This window comes from Pedobacter sp. L105 (assembly GCF_009765875.1).
Taxonomy (GTDB): domain Bacteria; phylum Bacteroidota; class Bacteroidia; order Sphingobacteriales; family Sphingobacteriaceae; genus Pedobacter.
The window spans coordinates 1,390,232-1,411,000 of sequence record NZ_LMUP01000004.1 but is presented as its reverse complement, the minus strand read 5'-3'; the positions used below and the strand labels follow the sequence as shown (position 1 = coordinate 1,411,000).

21 protein-coding genes are annotated in these 20,769 nt (G+C 39.4%); 18 read left to right on the top strand and 3 right to left on the bottom strand.

Translation table 11 applies throughout. The features are described from left to right. The first annotated feature begins 18 nt into the window (after positions 1-18). The 18 genes from GSQ84_RS11245 (at position 19) to GSQ84_RS11160 (ending at position 17,522) form a co-directional block, all read left to right on the top strand. The gene (locus tag GSQ84_RS11245; protein WP_158797301.1) at positions 19-3,036 is read left to right on the top strand and encodes a TAT-variant-translocated molybdopterin oxidoreductase; all 3,018 of its coding nucleotides are present in this window, start codon (positions 19-21) and stop codon (positions 3,034-3,036) included. 23 nt (positions 3,037-3,059) lie between these two features. Continuing rightward, complete coding sequence (gene nrfD / locus GSQ84_RS11240; RefSeq protein WP_158797300.1) at positions 3,060-4,532, top strand: NrfD/PsrC family molybdoenzyme membrane anchor subunit; 1,473 nt, start codon at positions 3,060-3,062, stop codon at positions 4,530-4,532. A gap of 2 nt (positions 4,533-4,534) precedes the next feature. Then, a complete protein-coding gene (locus GSQ84_RS11235) occupies positions 4,535-5,071 on the top strand; it encodes a DUF3341 domain-containing protein (protein ID WP_158797299.1) in 537 nt (178 codons plus the stop codon). Next, complete coding sequence (locus tag GSQ84_RS11230; RefSeq protein ID WP_254070831.1) at positions 5,064-5,648, top strand: cytochrome c; 585 nt, start codon at positions 5,064-5,066, stop codon at positions 5,646-5,648. Before GSQ84_RS11235 ends, GSQ84_RS11230 begins: the two co-directional genes overlap by 8 nt. A 14-nt stretch (positions 5,649-5,662) precedes the next feature. Then, a complete protein-coding gene (locus tag GSQ84_RS11225) occupies positions 5,663-6,877 on the top strand; it encodes a quinol:cytochrome C oxidoreductase (protein ID WP_158797297.1) in 1,215 nt (404 codons plus the stop codon). Between the two features lie 66 nt (positions 6,878-6,943). Then, complete coding sequence (locus GSQ84_RS11220; protein WP_158797296.1) at positions 6,944-8,212, top strand: cytochrome c oxidase subunit II; 1,269 nt, start codon at positions 6,944-6,946, stop codon at positions 8,210-8,212. A 20-nt stretch (positions 8,213-8,232) separates the two neighbouring features. After that, positions 8,233-10,131, top strand: coding sequence for a cbb3-type cytochrome c oxidase subunit I (locus GSQ84_RS11215; RefSeq protein ID WP_174238645.1), 1,899 nt, complete (start codon positions 8,233-8,235; stop codon positions 10,129-10,131). Positions 10,132-10,218: 87 nt separating this feature from the next. Further along, a complete protein-coding gene (locus GSQ84_RS11210) occupies positions 10,219-11,277 on the top strand; it encodes a heme A synthase (protein WP_158797295.1) in 1,059 nt (352 codons plus the stop codon). 17 nt (positions 11,278-11,294) lie between these two features. Continuing rightward, positions 11,295-12,197: a heme o synthase gene (gene cyoE / locus GSQ84_RS11205; protein ID WP_158797294.1), complete on the top strand. Its 903-nt coding sequence runs from the start codon at positions 11,295-11,297 to the stop codon at positions 12,195-12,197. A gap of 5 nt (positions 12,198-12,202) precedes the next feature. After that, the gene (locus GSQ84_RS11200; protein WP_158797293.1) at positions 12,203-12,793 is read left to right on the top strand and encodes a cytochrome c oxidase subunit 3; all 591 of its coding nucleotides are present in this window, start codon (positions 12,203-12,205) and stop codon (positions 12,791-12,793) included. Between the two features lie 30 nt (positions 12,794-12,823). Next, a complete protein-coding gene (locus tag GSQ84_RS11195; RefSeq protein WP_158797292.1) occupies positions 12,824-13,531 on the top strand; it encodes a cytochrome c oxidase subunit 3 in 708 nt (235 codons plus the stop codon). A 19-nt stretch (positions 13,532-13,550) separates the two neighbouring features. Then, positions 13,551-13,910: a cytochrome C oxidase subunit IV family protein gene (locus GSQ84_RS11190; RefSeq protein ID WP_158797291.1), complete on the top strand. Its 360-nt coding sequence runs from the start codon at positions 13,551-13,553 to the stop codon at positions 13,908-13,910. Continuing rightward, positions 13,907-14,623, top strand: coding sequence for an SCO family protein (locus GSQ84_RS11185; RefSeq protein ID WP_158797290.1), 717 nt, complete (start codon positions 13,907-13,909; stop codon positions 14,621-14,623). The genes GSQ84_RS11190 and GSQ84_RS11185 overlap by 4 nt, the downstream gene beginning before the upstream one ends. A gap of 42 nt (positions 14,624-14,665) precedes the next feature. Further along, positions 14,666-15,238, top strand: coding sequence for a DUF420 domain-containing protein (locus GSQ84_RS11180; RefSeq protein WP_371416357.1), 573 nt, complete (start codon positions 14,666-14,668; stop codon positions 15,236-15,238). A gap of 125 nt (positions 15,239-15,363) precedes the next feature. Continuing rightward, positions 15,364-15,615, top strand: a complete 252-nt coding sequence (locus GSQ84_RS11175) for a hypothetical protein (protein ID WP_158797289.1) — start codon at positions 15,364-15,366, stop codon at positions 15,613-15,615. 11 nt (positions 15,616-15,626) lie between these two features. Further along, entirely contained in the window at positions 15,627-16,025 is a 399-nt protein-coding gene (locus GSQ84_RS11170; protein WP_158797401.1) for a DUF983 domain-containing protein, read from the top strand. Further along, positions 16,022-16,678, top strand: a complete 657-nt coding sequence (locus GSQ84_RS11165) for a DUF2461 domain-containing protein (protein WP_158797288.1) — start codon at positions 16,022-16,024, stop codon at positions 16,676-16,678. Before GSQ84_RS11170 ends, GSQ84_RS11165 begins: the two co-directional genes overlap by 4 nt. A 1-nt stretch (position 16,679) precedes the next feature. Next, positions 16,680-17,522 (top strand): flagellar motor protein MotB, encoded by an 843-nt coding sequence (locus tag GSQ84_RS11160; RefSeq protein ID WP_158797287.1) that lies wholly within the window; start codon positions 16,680-16,682, stop codon positions 17,520-17,522. A gap of 426 nt (positions 17,523-17,948) precedes the next feature. On the opposite strand, the gene rfbC is transcribed toward GSQ84_RS11160, so the two are convergent. Genes rfbC through GSQ84_RS11145 form a run of 3 tightly spaced genes read right to left on the bottom strand, consistent with a single transcriptional unit; the run spans position 17,949 to position 20,634 of the window. Beyond that, positions 17,949-18,503, bottom strand: a complete 555-nt coding sequence (gene rfbC, locus GSQ84_RS11155; RefSeq protein WP_158797286.1) for a dTDP-4-dehydrorhamnose 3,5-epimerase — start codon at positions 18,501-18,503, stop codon at positions 17,949-17,951. 4 nt (positions 18,504-18,507) lie between these two features. Beyond that, positions 18,508-18,810: a DUF4286 family protein gene (locus GSQ84_RS11150; protein WP_158797285.1), complete on the bottom strand. Its 303-nt coding sequence runs from the start codon at positions 18,808-18,810 to the stop codon at positions 18,508-18,510. Between the two features lie 15 nt (positions 18,811-18,825). Then, positions 18,826-20,634: a tetratricopeptide repeat protein gene (locus GSQ84_RS11145; protein WP_158797284.1), complete on the bottom strand. Its 1,809-nt coding sequence runs from the start codon at positions 20,632-20,634 to the stop codon at positions 18,826-18,828. Positions 20,635-20,769: the final 135 nt, after the last annotated feature.

Sequence of the window (20,769 nt, the reverse complement as noted above, 5' to 3'; positions counted from 1 at the left end):
AACAGTAATATAGCTTAAATGGAAAGCAATAAAAAATACTGGAAAGGCTTAGAGGAATTTAACAAGACTTCTGATTTCGTTGAGAGTAATAAACACGAATTCGCTGAGCCGCTTCCAATAGAAGATGTTTTAAATGAAGCAGGATTAAGTACGGTAACTCCCCGCCGTGACTTTTTAAAGGCCCTGGGCTTTGGTCTTGGTGCGGTTACATTAGCGGCTTGTCAGCCGACTCCTGTAGTCAAATCAATCCCTTACCTGATTAAGCCGGAAGAAGTTATCCCGGGTATTCCTAACTACTATGTTTCAAGTTTTAATGGTCAGGGTGTTTTGGTGAAAACCAGAGAAGGCCGTCCTATTAAAATTGAACCTAATCCGCACGGAGGAATCTTCAATCAGGGTACAGACGCACAGACACAGGCTTCAGTGCTTGACCTGTATGATGTATCTAAACTTAAAGCTCCGGTTTTAAAGAATGATGAAACTACCTGGGCTAAAGTTGATGCTTATGTAACTGCAGAGTTGGCAAAAGCAAAAGCTTCCGGTAAGAAGATCCGTATTGTTACTTCATCTGTAAACAGCCCTTCTACTAAAGCTGTTATTGCAGACTTTACTGTTGCTTATCCTACTACTAAACATATCCAGTATGATGCTGTATCTTATACAGGTATCATTAAGGCAAATGAAAATAGTTTCGGTAAGGCAGTGTTACCTAAGTATAACTTTGACAAGGCCGACCTGATTGTTAGTTTTGCTGCAGATTTCCTAGGAACATGGATCAGTGGTGAAGAGTTTACTGCACAGTTTGTTTCCAACAGAAACAATGCTTCCCTGAAAAAAGGAAAGATGTCACGTCACTTCCAGTTTGAAACAGGAATGAGCATGACAGGTGCCAATTCAGATACACGTATTCCTATTAAGTTATCAGAACAGGGACCTGCGCTGATCACTTTATATAATGCAATCACTGGCGCTAACCTTGCAGGCGGCGGACTACCTAATAATGTTACTGCTGATAAAGCACTGAAGCTAATGGCTAAAGAGTTGTTACAGCAAAAAGGTAAAGGTTTAGTGGTTTGCGGCTCTAATGATGTTTCTACTCAGATCTTAGTGAATGCAATTAACTCCGCTATCGGAAGTTATGGCACTACAATCGATTTAGATAATCCTTCAAAACGTTATTCAGGTAATGATGCTGAATTTGCAGAATTTTTAAATGAGATGAACAGGGGCGAAGTTGCTGCTGTATTCTTCTTAGGTAATAATCCTGGTTATGACGTAGTCAACACGAAAGCGTTTACAGAGGCACTGGCAAAAGTTCCGTTTAAAGTTTCTTTCTCAGACCGCAGGGACGAGACTGCAACTTTATGTGATGTAATTGCTACCAATCAGAATTACCTGGAATCATGGGGTGACGCTAACATCTACGAAGGAATTTATTCCGTTGTACAGCCTACCATTAACCCGGTATTCAATTCCCGTCAGGCAGAGCAGAGTTTACTGATCTGGTCTAACGCACCCGTTAAAGATTACTACCAGTATGTACGTAACAACTGGGAGAAAAATATATTACCAACTGTAGGTAACAAAACCTGGAACGAGTTGTTGCAGACTGGTATCCTTACAGGAACACCTAAAACAGCCGGTACTTATACCTTCAGCCTTTCTTTAGCTTCAGTTGCTCCTTCGGTAGTTAACAGCAGCAAAGCACTGGCTAAAGATATTGAGCTTCAGGTTTACGAAAGTGTAGGTATGCGTGATGGTAGATATGCTAATAATGCTTATTTACAAGAATTACCTGATCCGGTTTCTAAAGTTACCTGGGACAATTATATTGCTATTGCGCCTAAGTATGCTGAGAAATTAGGATTAAAAGAATTTGATGTTGTTGATGTAAAAGGCAGCAACGGTTACAGCATTACTTTACCGGTACTGATCCAGCCAGGACAGGCTCAGGGTACAGCTTCCATCGCTTTAGGTTATGGACGTGCTAAATCAGGTAAAGTTGGAGACAGCGTTGGTAAAAATGCTTATCCTTTTGTAAGTTTCAGCAATGGTACTTTACAATATGCTACTTCGGTAACCATTACCAAAACCGGTGATACGTATGAGCTTGCTCAAACACAAACCCACCATTCATTTGAAGGAAGAAATATTATCCGCGAAGCTACCTTCAAGGAATATATGAAAAACCCGGGTGCTGGTACTGGTAAAGAAGAAGAAGGTAAAAAATCCTACGATATGTGGGATAAATACGAAAAACCAGGTAACAACTGGGTTATGGCAATCGATCTGAATGCCTGTACAGGTTGTGGTTCTTGTGTGGTTGCCTGTAACGTCGAGAATAACATTCCGGTTGTAGGCCGTGATGAGGTTCGCAGACGCAGAGAGATGCACTGGATTCGTATCGATCGTTACTATAGCTTTGAAGATGGCGATAAGAGCGTTTCTAAAGAGAAGGAAATTAACAAACTGGAAGATCTTGACCATGTAACGGTTGTTTATCAGCCAATGTTATGTCAGCATTGTGATCACGCTCCTTGTGAAACAGTTTGTCCGGTACTGGCAACAGTCCACTCTTCAGACGGTCTGAACATGATGGCTTATAACCGTTGCGTAGGTACCCGTTACTGTGCAAATAACTGCCCGTACAAAGTTCGTCGTTTCAACTGGTTCAATTACTGGAATGATTCACGCTTTGACAACTACCTGAACAATGAATTTACTCAGCTGGTACTTAACCCTGATGTAACTACACGTTCAAGAGGGGTAATGGAGAAATGCTCAATGTGTATCCAACGTATACAAGCTGGTAAGTTAACCGCTAAAATGGAGAAACGTCCATTGAAAGACGGAGATATCAAAATGGCATGTCAGCAAGTTTGTTCAGCCAATGCCATTGTATTTGGAGATAGCAATGATCCTGACTCGGAAGTATCTAAAGCATTACGTAGTGAACGCGTTTACTATGTTCTGGAAGAGATCAATACACAACCTGGTATAGGTTATATGACTAAAATTAGAAACACAGAAGCGTAAGCTGATATTAAATAAAGTACATTATGTCAGGACATAACGAATCAATATTAAGAGAACCACTAATCACCGGCGATAATATCACGTATGCAAAAATTACGAATGATATTTTAATGCCAGTTGAGAACAAGCCTAACAAGGCGTGGTGGATAGGTTTTATATTCTCCGTATGCGGAGCAACTTTATGGCTGGTAGCTGTGAGTTATACTTTCTGGAACGGTATCGGATCATGGGGTTTAAATAAAACTGTAGGATGGGCCTGGGACATTACCGGATTCGTTTGGTGGGTAGGTATTGGTCACGCCGGAACACTGATCTCTGCAGTATTACTGCTCTTCCGTCAAAACTGGCGGAATTCAATTAACAGATCTGCGGAGGCGATGACAATTTTCGCCGTTATCTGCGCCGCAACGTATATCATTGCCCACATGGGAAGGCCATGGTTAGCTTATTGGGTATTTCCTTTACCAAATCAGTTCGGATCATTATGGGTTAACTTTAACTCACCACTGGTTTGGGATACATTTGCGATCTCTACGTATTTCTCTGTATCCTTATTATTCTGGTATACAGGTTTATTACCAGATATTGCTACTATCCGTGACCGTGCTACAGGTATGCGCCGCAAAATTTATTCTATCTTCTCTTTCGGATGGAGCGGTAACGTAAAAACCTGGCAGCGTTTTGAAACAGTATCACTGATCCTTGCAGGTATATCTACCCCACTGGTACTTTCGGTACACACGATTGTATCTATGGACTTTGCAACATCTGTAATACCAGGATGGCATACAACGATCTTCCCTCCATACTTTGTGGCTGGTGCGATCTTCTCTGGTTTTGCGATGGTATTAACACTATTACTTGTTGCCCGTAAAGTATTGGGATTAGAGAATTACATCACCATGTTCCACATTGAATCGATGAATAAGATCATCATTTTGACAGGATCTATTGTAGGTGTTGCTTATATCACTGAGTTCTTTATCGCCTGGTATTCTGGTTCTGAATATGAAGCTTATGCATTCGTTAACCGTGCTACCGGACCTTACTGGTGGGCATACTGGATGATGATGACCTGTAACGTATTAACACCTCAGTTACTTTGGTTTAAGAGAATTCGTCTGAGTATCCCTGCAACATGGGTATTATCTATCGTTATTAACGTAGGTATGTGGTTTGAACGTTTCGTAATTATCGTGACTTCACTTCACCGTGATTACCTTCCATCAAGCTGGGCAATGTTCTATCCAACATGGGTAGACGTGAGTGTGTTTGTAGGATCGATCGGTGTATTCTTCACTTTGTTCCTGTTGTTTTTAAGGGTACTGCCTTCTATTGCAATCGCAGAGGTGAAATTACTCCTTAAAACATCAAGTGAGCAGGCTAAGATGAAACAAATTAAAGGTGGCCATCTCGACAAAGTTCACGTTAAGGAATATGTTGAGTCTTTAGAGAAGTTTGACAGTGTTAAATTAGAAGAATACGAAAAAATATAACAATGAGTAATATCAAATATATTTTAGGAAGCTTCGGCGATCCTGACGAGATGATGCACGGCATCGACAAGTTACAGGAAAACAACATTAAGATCCATGATGTTTATACGCCTATGCCTATCCACGGCATCGAAGCTAAATTAGGGGTTAAAAGATCAAGACTGGATATCCTTGCATTTTTCTGCGGGATAACTGGTACTACATCTGCATTCGCGCTGATCTATTTGACCTCGGTTGTAGATTGGAGAATGAATATAGGTGGTAAGCCTTCATTTGCATTACCGGATTTTATTCCGATTATGTTTGAGCTTACTATTTTGTTCACTGCGTTTGGTTTAGTATTGTCTTATTATGCATCAACCCACCTTTTTCCTGGAAGAGCACCAAGGGTAATGGACCTGAGAGCTACTGATGATAGATTTATTATCGCTGTTGATGCAAAATTACATGCAGAGCATATTAAAATTGATGGATTATTAAAAGAAGCCGGTGCTATAGAAGTTAAGCACAATGAAAGGAAGTATATTAGCTATGAATAAGAATAAAATAGTTGCGGCCTCATTTGTTGTTCTTGCCATTGCAGCAACGCTATCTGCCTGTAATGATAATAAGAGCACAGGATTAGAGTACGCAAGGAACATGTATGATCCTATTGCTTATAATCCGGATCAGCCCAATAAGAATTTTGCCAACGGTCAAACTGCACAAACTCCTCCTCCCAATACAGATCCAATAGGATTTGTGAAGTATGAGTATGCAAATAATAAGGAAGGTTATGAAGCTGCAGGTAAAAACCTGAAGAACCCACTGCCAAAGACTCCTCAGAATTTATTGTCTGGTAAACATTACTTTACTGTATTCTGCAGCCCTTGTCATGGGGAAAATGGAGATGGTAAAGGTCACCTGGTTCAAATTGAGAAATTCTCAGGTGTTCCTGCTTATCATGGTGATCAGGCATCTTCACGTGGTGGCTTGATGAAAGATCTTACAGAAGGTAAAATTTACCATACCATCATGTACGGTTTAAATAACATGGGTTCACATGCTTCTCAGCTTACTCCAGATCAACGCTGGAAAGTAGTGATGTATGTTCAACAATTACAACAATTAAAATAGAAAAGCAGATATAAATGGAAACTCACAATTATAATTTAACTGAGCAGTTTGAGTTTACAGGTAAAGCTAAAACTTTAAGCATAGTGGGTATCGTAGTCGGTATCGCAGCTATAGCTTTTGGTTTCGCTTCAGGGTTGCATGAACGCACCTTTGCCAACCTGTTACTCATGGCCTATTACTTTGCTTGCGTTTGTATGTCGGGCACATTCTTTTTGGCTGTTCAATTTGTTGCACAGGCTGGTTGGTCTGCAGCGATATTACGTGTACCGCAGGCTATGGCAAAAACATTGCCGATAGCGGTTGTCATATTGATCGTTGTCATCGCTTCAGGCTTAGCCACACATAATTTGTATCACCACTGGCACGCCGATGGGATTACAGATCCAAACAGTCCTAATTATGATAAACTGATAGATGGCAAGTCTGCTTTCTTAAATGTTCCTTTCTTTATGGGACGTCAGGTTGTCTTCTTAGGTGTTTACTGTATCTTCTCGTTGTTACTTTCAAAGTTATCTAACAATGAAGATTTAGAAGGCGGCTTAAATTCTTATAACAAGAGTTTTAAATTCTCTTGTATATTTTTAGTGATCTACGGATTTACTACACCAATCTTTGCTTTTGATACCATCATGTCATTAGAGGCACACTGGTTCTCTACGATGTTTGGCTGGTACAATTTCGCAGCAATGTGGGTAAGTAGTTTAGCTACTATGGCAGTAATCATCATTCTTTTAAGAAAAGCTGGTTATATGCAATGGGTTAACAATAGCCACTTACACAATTTAGGTCAGTTTATCTTCGGATTCTCAATTTTCTGGACTTATGTATGGTTTGCTCAATTTATGTTGATCTATTATGCAAACATGCCGGAAGAAACTGTGTATTTTTACAGAAGATTTGAATTCTACAAGTTATGGTTCTTCCTGAACCTGTTGATGAACTTCTTATCGCCTGTTCTTTTACTGATGGACCGTGATAATAAGAGACAAGAAAATATCCTGCTGGGTGTATCTTTAATCGTTCTTTGTGGTCACTGGGTAGATTACTACCAGATGATTATGCCAGGAACTGTAAAAGACGGATCAAATGGATTTGGAATAATTGAAATAGGAACAGCTATTGGTTTTGTAGGCTTGTTTACCTTTACAGTTTTGACTGCATTAAGTAAGAAACCATTAATTGCAAAGAATCACCCTCTTTTACAAGAGAGTTTGAATCACCACTTGTAGTTTTTGGGGTTAGAGAGTATATAAATTAATAGGATAGTAGAGGTACATCGTACTACTTTTAAGAAAATGAGTTTAAGAAAATTTATAAGCAATAAGACAATAGCGGCCCTGGCAGTAATTGTTACCGTGTTTGCAAATACCAGCGCATTTGCACAAGAAGCTGCCGCCGGTGCTGCCGCTTCGGCCGTCGCGAAACCGATCGATATGGTTCCAATTTATAAATCGGTAGCATTCTATGCCATGCTATTTTTACTGGCTTGCTTGTTTATAGCAATTTTAGGTAAAGCATTACGGGTATATGAATTGACGCGTGAGGCTCAGGATAAACCAGCTGGCATCAACTGGAACACAGTTAATGGTGTCATCTTTGTACTTTTCTTACTTGTAGGGCTGTACGGTGTTTATTTTGAATATACGGTTCATGGAAATATGATCCTTCCGGATGCGGCATCCGAGCATGGAAAGAAGATCGACCAGATGTTTAACATTACACTGATCCTGACTACCATTGTATTTATAGGAACACACATTACTTTATTCCTTTTCTCTTATTTCTACAAAAACACAGGTAAAAGAAAAGCATACTATTACCCACATAATAATGCATTAGAGCGTATCTGGACAATTGTTCCTGCTTTAGTCCTTACTGTACTGGTATTAATGGGCTTCTTAACCTGGAGATCTATATTTTTCAAAATTGAAGATCCTAATCACAAACCTTTAAGTATAGAAATTACATCACAGCAGTTCTTATGGACAATCCGTTATCCGGGAGCTGATGGGGTTGTAGGATTAAAAAACTATAAATTGATTACCGGAACAAATGCTCTGGGAATGGATTTCAAAGACAAAAATAACCTGGATGATGAACTTGCTGATGAATTGGTTATCCCTGTTAATAAACCAGTACGGTTAATCTTAACCAGTAAAGATGTTGTACATAGTTTCTATATGCCTCACTTTAGGGTTCAGTTAAACTGTGTTCCTGGTATGACTTCTTACTTTGAATTTACGCCAACCATTACTACAGCTGATATGCAGACTAAAGTTAATGATCCGGGTTTTAAATTCCTTTTTTATTGCTCAAAAATTTGTGGATCTGGTCACTATAACATGCAAAAAGTGGTTAGAGTTGTTTCTCAGGCTGAATATGATGCCTGGGTTGCTAAACTTCCTAAGATCGTGAACAATGATTTGAGGAAACAATTTAACTTACCTTTAGTAGCAGAACCAGCAGCAGCACCTGCGGCAGGAGCACCAGCTGATAGTACAGCAAAAGCTCCTAAAAAAGATTCTTCTGCTGTAGCAATGAACAAACCGGCTTTAAAAAAATAATTATACTGGAATAGCGCATTATGTCAACTATAACATTAAACGATACACATCACAACGATCACCATGACGATCACGCTCATGGGCATCACGAACAATCTTTCATAACTAAATACATATTTAGCCAGGATCACAAAATGATCGCTAAACAGTTTTTAATAACTGGTATTATTATGGCGGTTATTGCAATGGGATTGTCTATTCTATTCCGTATCCAACTGGCCTGGCCAGATAAGAGTTTTCCTATTTTGGAAACCTTTTTAGGAAAATGGGCTGAAGGTGGAAGGATCAAACCGGAGTTTTACCTTGCACTGGTTACCATACATGGTACCATCATGGTATTCTTTGTACTGACAGCAGGATTAAGCGGTACTTTTAGTAATTTACTGATCCCGCTTCAACTTGGGGTACGGGATATGGCCTCGCCATTCATGAACATGTTATCATACTGGTTCTTCTTTATTGCCTGTATCATCATGATGAGTTCATTCTTTATCGAAACAGGTCCTGCAAGTGCTGGTTGGACAATCTACCCTCCGCTATCTGCTTTACCAAAAGCTATACCGGGATCAGGATTAGGAATGACCTTATGGCTGGTGAGTATGGTCATGTTTGTTGCTTCCCAATTAATGGGTGGTATCAACTATGTAAGTACTGTATTAAACATGCGTACTAAAGGTATGGACCTTTGGAAAATGCCTTTGACTATCTGGGCTTTCTTCCTTACAGCTGTTCTGGGAGTTTTATCTTTCCCTGTGTTGGTTGCCGGTGTAGTATTAATGATCTTTGACCGTAGTTTTGGTACAAGTTTCTATTTATCTGATATCGTAATGGGCAGCCAGGTATTACCTAATGAAGGTGGTTCCCCAATTTTATGGGAGCATTTGTTCTGGTTCCTGGGTCACCCTGAGGTGTATATCGTAATCATGCCTGCATTGGGTATTTCATCAGAGGTTATCTCTGTAAACTCAAGAAAACCGATTTTTGGTTACCATGCAATGGTTTATTCACTGATTGGTATTACTGTTCTGTCCTTCATCGTATGGGGTCACCATATGTTTGTAACGGGGATGAACCCATTATTGGGTGGTGTATTTATGATCACGACGCTGATCATTGCTGTACCATCTGCCGTTAAAACTTTTAACTATCTGGCTACACTGTGGCGCGGTAATATCAGGTTTACTCCTGCGATGCTGTTTGCTATTGGTATGGTTTCTTTCTTTATCTCTGGTGGTTTAACCGGTATTTTCTTAGGAAATGCCTCACTGGATATCAACTTACATGATACCTACTTCGTTGTTGCCCACTTCCACCTGGTAATGGGATCAGCAGCTATATTTGGTATGCTTGCCGGTGTATATCACTGGTTCCCTAAAATGTTCGGCAGAATGATGGATGCTAAACTAGGATACCTGCACTTCTGGGTAACCTTTATATGTGCTTACCTGGTGTTCTTCCCGCTTCACTTCTTAGGTTTGGATGGTGTACCACGTCGTTATTATGCTTTTACTGAATTTGAATTCATGCAAAAATGGGTAACGGTAAACATTTTTGTTACCTGGTCTGCAATTGTTGCAGCCTTAGTTCAGGTGGCGTTTCTGTTTAACTTCTTCTACTCTATATTTAAAGGTAAAGTAGCTACACAAAACCCTTGGCAAGCCAATACATTAGAATGGACTACACCTGTTGAGCATATCCATGGTAACTGGCCGGGAGAAATTCCAACAGTACACCGCTGGCCATATGATTACAGTAAGCCTGGTGCTGAAGAAGATTTTATTCCTCAGACTGTTCCTTATTCTGAAACAATGATGTCTAATATGCCGCACGACTTTGAAGGTAATGCTGAATCTGAGCGTATACAAAGAGAGTGGGATGCAAAAAATAATCCTACCAAAGTTAACGCGGAGTTTCACTAACATCGTTCTTTAAAATATACAATGAGGTTATCTGCTTGAGTATATACTTAAATCGATAACCTCATTTTTTTTAATCAAAAACCCACAATGGTTCCTAAATCTGAAATTAGATTTATCCGGCTTAACCTGATCACTATAGTTGTAACGCTGGTACTTATCCTTGCGGGTGGAGTAGTGCGGAGCACTGGTTCTGGTATGGGCTGTCCGGATTGGCCAAAGTGTTTTGATCAATATGTTCCTCCTACATCTGTAGATCAGCTGCCGAAGGATTATAAAGAGAAGTACGTTGCCTCCAGGGTGGCAAAGAATGAGCGGTTTGCGAAGTTGCTGGATAAAATGGGCAAGACCGACGTGGCAGATAGTATCCGTCACGATCTGTCGATCACCGTACCAGAATCTTTTAATGCTGCTAAAACCTGGACAGAGTATGTTAACCGTTTAACCGGTGCGATTACAGGATTTTTATTGCTGGGATTGACGGTAATGTCTTTTATGTATAAAGGCAAAGCCAAAAGGATCATCGTTTTGAGCCTTGTTAATTTAATTGTAGTAGGTTTTCAGGCCTGGCTGGGTTCGATAGTTGTTTCTACTAACCTTTTAGCCTGGGTGGTTACACTGCATACGCTTTTAGCTTTAGTGATACTGGCTATCCTGGTTTATACGTACTATTATGCCAGCAGATTGTATAAGCAGGATATGGTGATCATATCAAAGGTAATCTGGTTAAAGGTACTGGTTCTTCTGGCTATTATTTTAAGTGTGATGCAGATTACGCTGGGTACAGAAGTTAGGGAAGCGATAGATGCTTTATCCAAGCATTTGTTATATCAGCACAGGGATAGCTGGGTAGGACAAATCGGCAACGTTTTTTCTTATCACCGTGATCTGGCTGTATTGGTAGTGGTGATCAATGTGTTTGTTTACCAGTTTGTGATGGACAAGTTCGGAGGTAAGGCAACTGAGTTAAGATTGGGCAATTCAATCGTGCTGGTTTTAGTAATTCAGATTGCAAGTGGGCTATTATTGTCTAACTTTGCCCTGCCTCCTTTTGCTCAGGTTATACATTTAGTGTTCTCAACAGTACTGTTTACCCTTCAGTTTTATCTTTACCTGCTGGTCAACAGAACTAACACCTATCGTCAATAATATTAAACAAATAAAAATTGAAGTTATTTTTTTCAGATCTATCTAAACTCATCAAATTCAGGCTTACTTTCCTGGTTGTTTTCTCTGCGTCAATTACTTTTTTAATTGGTTCAAGGATGCAGGTGGCAAGAGGTGAAGTACCTTCTATAGACTGGGGTAACTGGGGTATTCTGGTAGCTGGTGGTTTTCTGGTCACGGCTGCTGCCAATTGCTTTAATGAGATCATTGAGGTCGACCTGGATAAGTTGATGACACGGACCAAAGACCGTCCTATGCCTGCTGGCAGAATGACTACAGGACAAGGTTTGGTATTGGGCTTGATCATGGGCATGCTAGGTACATGGCTTTTGGGTAAGCTGAACCTGGAAACAGGGTTGTTATCTGTGTTTTCTATTTTGTTATATGCTTTTGTGTATACGCCGTTAAAGCGCAAGACGCCAATTGCAGTTTTTGTTGGTGCCATACCTGGTGCTTTGCCACCGCTGATTGGTTATCTGGCCGCATTAGGCCATATTCGTCATTTCCTTCCGGTGGATTATGAAATTGCAGGTATACTCTTTTTAGTGCAGTTTGTATGGCAGTTTCCTCATTTCTGGGCCATTGCCTGGGTGTTGGATGAAGATTATGCCAAGGCTGGTTTCAGGTTGTTACCAAGTAAAAAAAGGGATAAGGTGAGTGCCTGGTTTGTTTTCTTAAGCACACTGGTACTAATTCCTGTTAGTTTCCTCCCTACGTTATACCATTTCGGCGGATATTATATTGCCGGTTTTTCCTTAATTGCGGGATTGATATTTGCCTGGCTGGCATTAAAACTATTGGTGAAATTAGATATAGACAGCGCACGGAAGGTGATGTTCTGTTCTTTCTTTTATATACCGATGGTGCAATTGATTTTATTATTTGATTTTATAGGTAAATAGTGATTATGGTACATACATTGAAGCAGGAAGAGATGAGCCCTGAAATTTCATCTTCTTTCAAAGCTAAAAAGTTTATTCTCTGGCTCTTTGTGGTCTCTTCAACAATCATGTTTGGAGGGTTCACCAGTTATTACATTGTGTTTGCGGCATCCAAGGGTAAAGGACACGGTTTAGTGCTTCCTGAGGTATTTATGTACAGTACAGCGGTGCTGATATTGAGCAGCATTTGTCTGTTCTTCGCAGCTAAAGCGGTACGTAACCATAATATCCAGACACAGAAAATATTTTTATGGGTAACCCTGGCTTTAGGCCTGGTTTTTGGTTATTTGCAGGTAGATGCATGGTCGGCTTTATACCGTAGCGGCGCTACGCTGGTGAATAATAATGCGGCAATTTCTGTTATTTATATTGTTTCCGGAATGCACTTACTCCATATTTTTGCCGGCCTCTGTTTTATCGCCAGCAGCCTTTTGGGGGCATATCGTAAGGTTTCTTCAGAAAATGCAGTTTTTCGCATAGAAATCGCCTCTATATTTTGGCATTTTATAGATATATTATGGATATATCTTTATGTTTTTTTACTTTTGAACAGTTAGACTCTTTAACATACTATTACAATTATTAAAATGGATTCATTATCACAATTAGATCAGGTAAAGACTACTCCATGGAGTGGCGGCCGTTCACCATGGTCGATAGAATATGGAAAACTAATGATGTGGTTTTTCTTACTATCTGATGCGTTTACTTTCTCTTCCTTATTAGTTTATTACGGAGCGCAGCGTTTTTCAAAATTTACCTGGCCAAATCCGGACAAGGTTTTCCAGTCTATTCCTGGTATTAAGGAATCAGGAGCACCACTTGTATTTGTAGGTATTATGACCTTTATCCTGATCATGAGTTCGGTGACTATGGTATTGGCTGTTGAAGCTGGTCACAGAAAGGCTAAAAGTCAAGTTGTAGGCTGGATGATCGCTACTATTATTGGTGGATTTATGTTCCTTGGCTGTCAGGCTTTAGAATGGAACCATTTACACAGTGAAGGATTTTGGTGGGGACATATTCCTACCCCTGAGAAGTTGAAAGAGTTTTTTACCGGACCGGTATCTGATGTATCTGCACAGCAATTTGCAAACTTATTCTTTACGATTACAGGTTTCCACGGATTTCACGTATTTAGTGGGGTAATCATCAATATTATTATTTTATGTATGACTATAAACGGAGTTTTTGAAAGACGTGGTCATTATTTAATGGTAGAAAAAGTTGGTTTATACTGGCACTTTGTTGATTTGGTTTGGGTATTCGTATTTACCTTCTTCTATTTAGTTTAATTCTTTAAAAAATATTATTATGTCTGAACATCACGTACAAAATACAGAAGAGCATGAGCATGAAGAGCATGCTGGCCTGAGCAAATCTAAAATATGGACAGTATTCTTTATTCTTTTAGGAATTACTGTTGTTGAGTTTATCCTTGCACTGGTAATTTTACCACAAGGTATTGTTCCGCGTATGGCTGGAAACGTTGCTTATATCATGCTTACTTTATTAAAAGCATATTATATCGTAGCTTTCTTTATGCACATGAAGTTTGAGAAAACTGGATTACAATTGTCATTAGGACTCGCATTTATATTTATCTTTTACTTCATCGTTCTGATGTTAACTGAAGGTGGTTATTTACATACCCATATGACTTTTAATTCATGAAGCTTGCTTCAATAAAAAAAGTATTAATCCTGGTAGCCATTTTAGCGGTACCGGGATTTTTATATTATGAACTTGTTCATCAGGGTAAAAATAGGTATAAAAAGCTACCTTTTTTTGGTCCTAAACAAGTTGCTGCAACGTTTCATACTTTTCATGGTAAACATATTCCTGATACGATTTACCATCAGCTGCCGGACTTTAAGTTTATTAACCAGCTTGCTGATACGGTAAGCTGGAAGAGCTTCAGGGGAAGGATCATCGTCATGAATTTGTTTTATACCAAAGGGAATAACTTTGCTGTAGAGAATGCAAATAAAGCCATGCGTTCTTATGTAGATACTTATAGTAGAAATGTGATGATCCGTTTTGTTGGATTAAGCATTGATCCTGTAACAGATCACCCTGCTGTATTGAAACCTTATGCGGAAAAGTTAAACGCAAAAGCGGGCAAATGGGATTTGCTGACCGGTGATAGCATAGCTGTTTATAACTGGGTGAATAAAGGCCTGTTTATAGATCTGCACCAGGATACTGAACATGGTGAGAAGAAATTCATTTACAGTAATCTATTTGTGCTCCTTGATCAGCAGCACCGTATCAGAGGTTATTACGATGCGACTAACCAGGAAGCCCTTGCTAAACTGGAAGATGAGGTTAAGGTATTGGTAGCTGAAGAGCTCAGGGCAAGGACAGCCAAGGATGGCGATATATAGGCTTTTTTACAGATGAGTTTTCATCTAAATGATAAATTAAAAATGAATATAAACGATAAACTATTTTTACGCCTGATCTGGATTGTGACGGCGGTAGTGCTGATTGTAGTAACTGTATTGAAGTTAATTCCTGCTCCTGCTACGATCCCTTCATTTGTTTACCTGCTTCCCCATATTATTGGAGGAATCAATGCTGTTTGTTCTGTATTACTTATTATCTCACTGATCTTCATCAAAAGAGGAAATATACAAGCCCATAAGATTACCAATGTGATCACTTTTGTGCTTTCGTCATTGTTTCTTGTTTTCTATATTCTTTTCCATTTATATGAGAAGGATACAAGGTATGGCGATATCGATCACAACGGCATTCTTTCAGCAGCTGAACTGGCATCCGTAGGGTCAACAAGGATGATCTATTTTATTATTTTGATTACACATATTATGCTGGCGGTGATTGTGCTTCCATTAGTACTGATCAGCTTTCTGAGAGGGTTTAACATGCAGATTGAACGTCACCGCAAGATTGTGAGATGGTCGTACCCTATCTGGCTGTATGTTTGCGTTACAGGGGTTATTGTTTACCTGATGATCGTACCTTATTATAATTTTTAACGTTATAGGTTATTATCCTTTTTACTTTATACTGAAGTAAATACAGGTTTGTTTATTTGTTAATTCGGTATATTTGAACCAATCGTCAGCAGCTTATCTGAGCACTGATTATAATGAAAAGTTTTATGAAAAAGATAGTCCTCATTTTTATTCTTTTTGTCGCTGTATTTGCGGGTACAGGAATCACCACGGCTTCTGCACAATGTGCTATGTGTACGATCAATGCCGAGCAGGGCGTAAAGAATGGTAACACGCAGGCTAAAGGGATAAATTCGGGTGTAATGTACCTGATGGCTATTCCTTATCTGATGTTTGCCGGCCTGGGTATTTTGTGGTATAAAAAATACCGTGTAGCACATACTTCAAAAGCTTCATAGAATTGGACCTCATAGAGAAAACGTCAAAGTTATATGCCATTGTAAACGGGAAGTGTCCGCACTGCCGCAGAGGGGATATATTTACCGGCAGTCTTTATGGATTTAATTTTCAACGTACTAATGAAATATGCAGTCATTGCGGACAGCGATTTGAAATTGAGCCTGGCTATTTTTATGCATCCATGTATGTAAGTTATGCCATGAATGTTATTGAAATGCTCACCGTTGGTATTTTAACTTACATCTTTTCTGGTGGTAATCTGGAGTTTGATTCTTTATGGTTATACATCACCTGTATTTTTGGTGGCTGTTTTTTACTTGCCCCATTCAATTATCGCTATTCACGAGTGATTTTATTACACTGGCTCTCACCAAAAATTAGTTATAACGCTTATTACGATAAACCATGATAAAGCCGGAATCTCTAGCTTTTTTAACAGAATTAGCAGCAAATAACGATCGTGTATGGTTTGCTGAAAACAGAGAACGATATGAAACAGCCAAGGCTGATGTCCTTACTTTTGTGGAAGAACTGATTCCCCTGGTCGCAGCGGCAGATCCAGAATTCCCTTTAGGCGGTGATCCTAAAAAATCCTTGCTAAGAATATACAGGGATGTGAGGTTCAGTAAAAATAAGGATCCTTATAAAAGTAATTATGGGATTGCATTTGCCACAAAGGGTTACCATGGTGCTGAATATTATTTGCAGTTACAGCCTGGTAAGTCCTATTTTGCCGCCGGATACTGGCAGCCTGAGTCTGCGGATCTCAAAAGTATAAGGGAAGAGGTTGATTATAACACGGATGAATTTCTGGAGATCATTCATGCAAAGAGTTTTACCGATCTATTTACTATAAGCAGAGAAGATACTTTGAAGAATGCTCCTAAAGGTTATGATCCTGAACATCCTCAGATCGATCTGCTCAAATTAAAGAGTTTTGTTGCTATCTTTCCTATCGCTGACGAAGAGTTGTTTAAACCCACTATAGTTAACCATTTAAAAAAGGTTTTTAAAGGAGCTAGTCCTTTTGTCCAGTTTCTGAGAAAAGCCGTAGTACAATAATATGAAAAGAATTATTTTGTTTGGAGCTGTTGTTTTGCTGGCCAGTGCATTCAGCTCTTGTGTAGTTTTATCCCCTAAAAAATACAAAGCCCTTTTGGCAAAGCAGGATTCTTTGGGTACAGGCTGGAATGAATCTCAGCAATCCAATGAAAACCTGGGAAAAAGGATATTGAAATTAAAGCAGGATACGGCTGACCTGAATGGCAGATTAAACGAACTTCAGGGTAAATATGCTACTGTGGATAACAATTATTCAAAGCTAAAGAGCAATAGTTCATCTGAGATCAGTAAGCTTTCAGGGGACCTTAAAAAACGTGAGGAGCGATTAAAAGAGGTAGAGGATATACTGCGTAAACGGGATGAAGCATCTAATCAGTTAAAGGAGAAATTACAACAGGCTTTATTAGGCTTCTCTAAAAACGGATTAACTGTAGAGATGAAAAATGGCAAAGTATACGTGTCTCTAACGGATAAATTGTTATTCCCTTCAGGAAGTATCATTATTGACGATAAAGGTAAACAGGCGCTTTCCCAGCTGGCAAAAGTACTGAAAGAACAGCCGGAGATCATTATAGCTGTGGAAGGACATACAGACTCACAGAAAATTGTTAACCTGGGGCAGATTAAAGATAACTGGGATTTAAGCGTACTGCGCTCAACTTCTGTAGTAAGGTTCCTGACGGAATCTGAAAAAGTACCTGGTATCAGACTGACAGCAACAGGAAAAGGAGAGTTTCAGCCTTTGGATAGTAATACTACTCCTGAAGGCCGCAGCAGGAACCGCAGAATTGAAATCGTGCTGTCTCCTAAACTGGATGAGTTGTATAATTTGATTAAACAATAATTCAAAGCTGGGCTATCCAGGCTTCGCTGAAAAAAGGAACACCCTATATTCCTGCTGAAACCTTTGCGGCGCTATGCTTGCAAAATTTCGAGGCAGGAATATAGGGTGTTCCTTTTTTATAGGATTATCTATAGCGTGATGCTTATAGTATAGTTCTCAGAATGATAGATACAGGACTATCCTTTGTGCAATGCTTGTGTGCTGGTTGTCAGTATGATATATATAAGACTATCCTTTGCAGGATACTTATAGAATGGTCTTCAACCGGATAGTTATAGGACTGTTCTTTGTAGTATGCCTATAGAAAATTTCCTTGATATGCTGAATAAATAAGCCTAAAAAAAATGGTCTGTTAAGTCCTTCATCATTGCGTTTCAGCATTTGATGATAAACTTAACAAACCATTTTTATTGATATCCCGTATGATTAAAAAGGGCTTACAAAATCCTTAAACGAAGGTAAGATAAGGTCTTTGTCAGAAAGTAAAAGATCTTCTTTAGTCAGGTCTCCGTTCCAGTCAATATTTAAATCAGCGTCATTCCAGATTACGCCCACTTCAGAGTCTTTATCATAATAGTTGGTCACTTTGTAAGTGAAAATAGTATCATCTTCCAGCGTTAAAAAGCCATGCAGAAACCCTGGCGGAACCCAAAGCTGTTTGTGATTGTCGCCGCTAAGCTCAACGCTGAAGTGCTGGCCATAGGTAGGAGAATCTTTTCTTGCATCAACAGCTATATCCAATACCTTTCCCTGGATTACACGTACCAGTTTGCCCTGTGCAAAAGGGGCTTTTTGAGCATGTAAACCGCGAAGTGTACCTTTTTGAGAGAATGATTGGTTATCCTGTACAAAATTTGCACTGATGCCGGCCTCGGTAAATACACGGGCACTAAAGCTTTCATAAAAATAGCCTCTGTTATCTTTCCAGACTTTTGGTTCAATCACGAAAAGATCGGCTATTGGTGTTTCTTTTAAATTCATATGTTTAGGCTATATATTCCATTAGGGTTCTGAACGCAACAAATCTGTCTTTAAACCTGGTGTTTAAATTTTCCTGTATGGCAGGTGCATATACCTGCTGATAAGTTTCATATTCGTCTATAGATTGTGCAACATATTGTGAACAATAAGTTACGCCTTCATTGGGTGAGTCAATTACTTTCAATAACCTGTTGGACAGGAACTGGCCGGTAGCCATCACCTCAGGAATATGCTTTTCCTGCATCCACTGCAGCCATTCTTCGGCGGCGCTATCTTCAATAATCAGGGTTACATTGTATAATAACATAAAACAAAGATAGGACTATGATTCAATATTGTCCCCACGAAGTTTCCGGAAATGTTTACGTGCTTCTGCTGTGAACATACTTCCTGGGAAATCAGTAATTAACCTTTGGTAAAGTACTTTAGCCTCTTCAGGTTGATTTAGCTTTTCCTCGTAAAGCCCGGCAAGAATGAAAAGCGCATCATCCGTCCAGTTGTTTTTTTGGGGGTGGGCAATCAATTCTTTGAGTAATGACGCTGCTTTTTCAAAATCTTTGGTTTGAATATATATACGTGATTTTGACATCAGGATATCATCAGCCAGACCGTTTTGTGGGTAGCGTACGGATATACTATCCAGCTTACTGATCGCTGCTGAGGAAAGGTTTCTAAACTGAAGCAGTTCTGCTGATGCGTATAATTTAAGAGCAAGCGTGTCTGTAGCTGTTTCCAGGTGATCGGATAACAGTAAGCTCAAATTCAGGGCATCATTTGCAATTAACTGGGAGGTGGAGGCTTTTAATACATCTGCCTGTGACTTGGCATAGGTAAAATTTCCCTGGAAAAAGGAAAGCCTGGCTAAACGATATTTGGCATCATTTCCGGTGTTTTGGTTTTCAAGTGATTTGGCAACTTGCCCATATAATAAAACGGCTTCCCAGGGTTCGTTATTAAATACATAGATATCTGCCAGCTCCAGTTTGATGTCTCCGGTTTCTGCATCAGAAACACCAGGAATCTTTAAAGCTGTTTCCAGGGCAACTTCTGCTTTTTCCAGATGATGCAAATAATAAGCCTGAATATTGGCCCATTTTCTCAGTGCAAATAAGGTTCCTGTATTTTTACCGTACTCATTGAGGATTGCGTCATATTGACCGGCAATAGCCATAATTTCTTTTTCTTCTGCTTTGCCCTGGAGCATTTCCTGATAGCTTGCATCAACCAGGGCTAACCTGGACGGCAGGTAATAAGGGTTGTCTTTTCCTTTTGACAGCAGGTAATCGTATGCTTTAATGGCCGTGGCATAAGCCTTGTTCGTGGAAAATATCCGGGCATAATCAAAGAGGATAGTTCCATCATCCTTAATCCTTTTGTCCTGCGCAATTAATTGTACCAATACCATGTCATATTGCTGCTGCTGCAGGTATTGCCAGATCAGCAATTTAGCATAAGTTTCATTTTGCGGTTCTTTCTGTATCCGTTTCAATAAAGCATTTTGCAGGATAAGGTAGTCTGCATTTCCCTCAAATAACGAAGAAAATGTTGTTTCTGCCCGTAGTAATATCAAGGGGTTAACAGAAAGTGCATTTAGATATTCCTGGACCAGCATATCCTTATCTTTTTTATACCGGTAGATACTTACCAGTTCATAAGTGAAAAGCTGATTATTGCCGAGTAATTTTCTGCCCTGCAAAAAAACTTTAACCGCAAGATCATATTCTTCGATCTGATAGAGGTCGTTTGCCAGCTCCCTGATCACGGTTTCATCTTTAGGAAGATTGTCAATTACATGATTAAACGTTTTCGCTGCGTTTTCCTGCTGCCCCTCTTCTTTATAAGTTTTGGCCAGTGCGATTTCGTATTGATAAGCTCCGGGATTTTGCCTGATCAGCTTTTTGGCTACTTTTTCCGCAGTTTCATATTGTTTAGATTTAAGCAGGGCATCGAAATACAGACTGAAATACGTGTCGTTTTTTGTTTTGGTAAAGAGGGTTTCCAATAAAACCGAAGCTTTCTGATAGTCTCCGCTTTGATAGGATTGTATAGCCGCTTCATCTTCATTGATGCTCTGGGCCAGCAATAAAATTGGCAATGAAAATAAAAATATAATTAAAAATATTTTCTTCATAACATAGATTGGGCGGGTTTACTAAATTAGCAAAGTTATGGGATTATGCAGTATTTATGAAAATGAGATCATTTATGGTGAATATTAAGGTAACAATGTTAGTGTATAGTTCTCTTGGACAAAGGACGTTGTGTA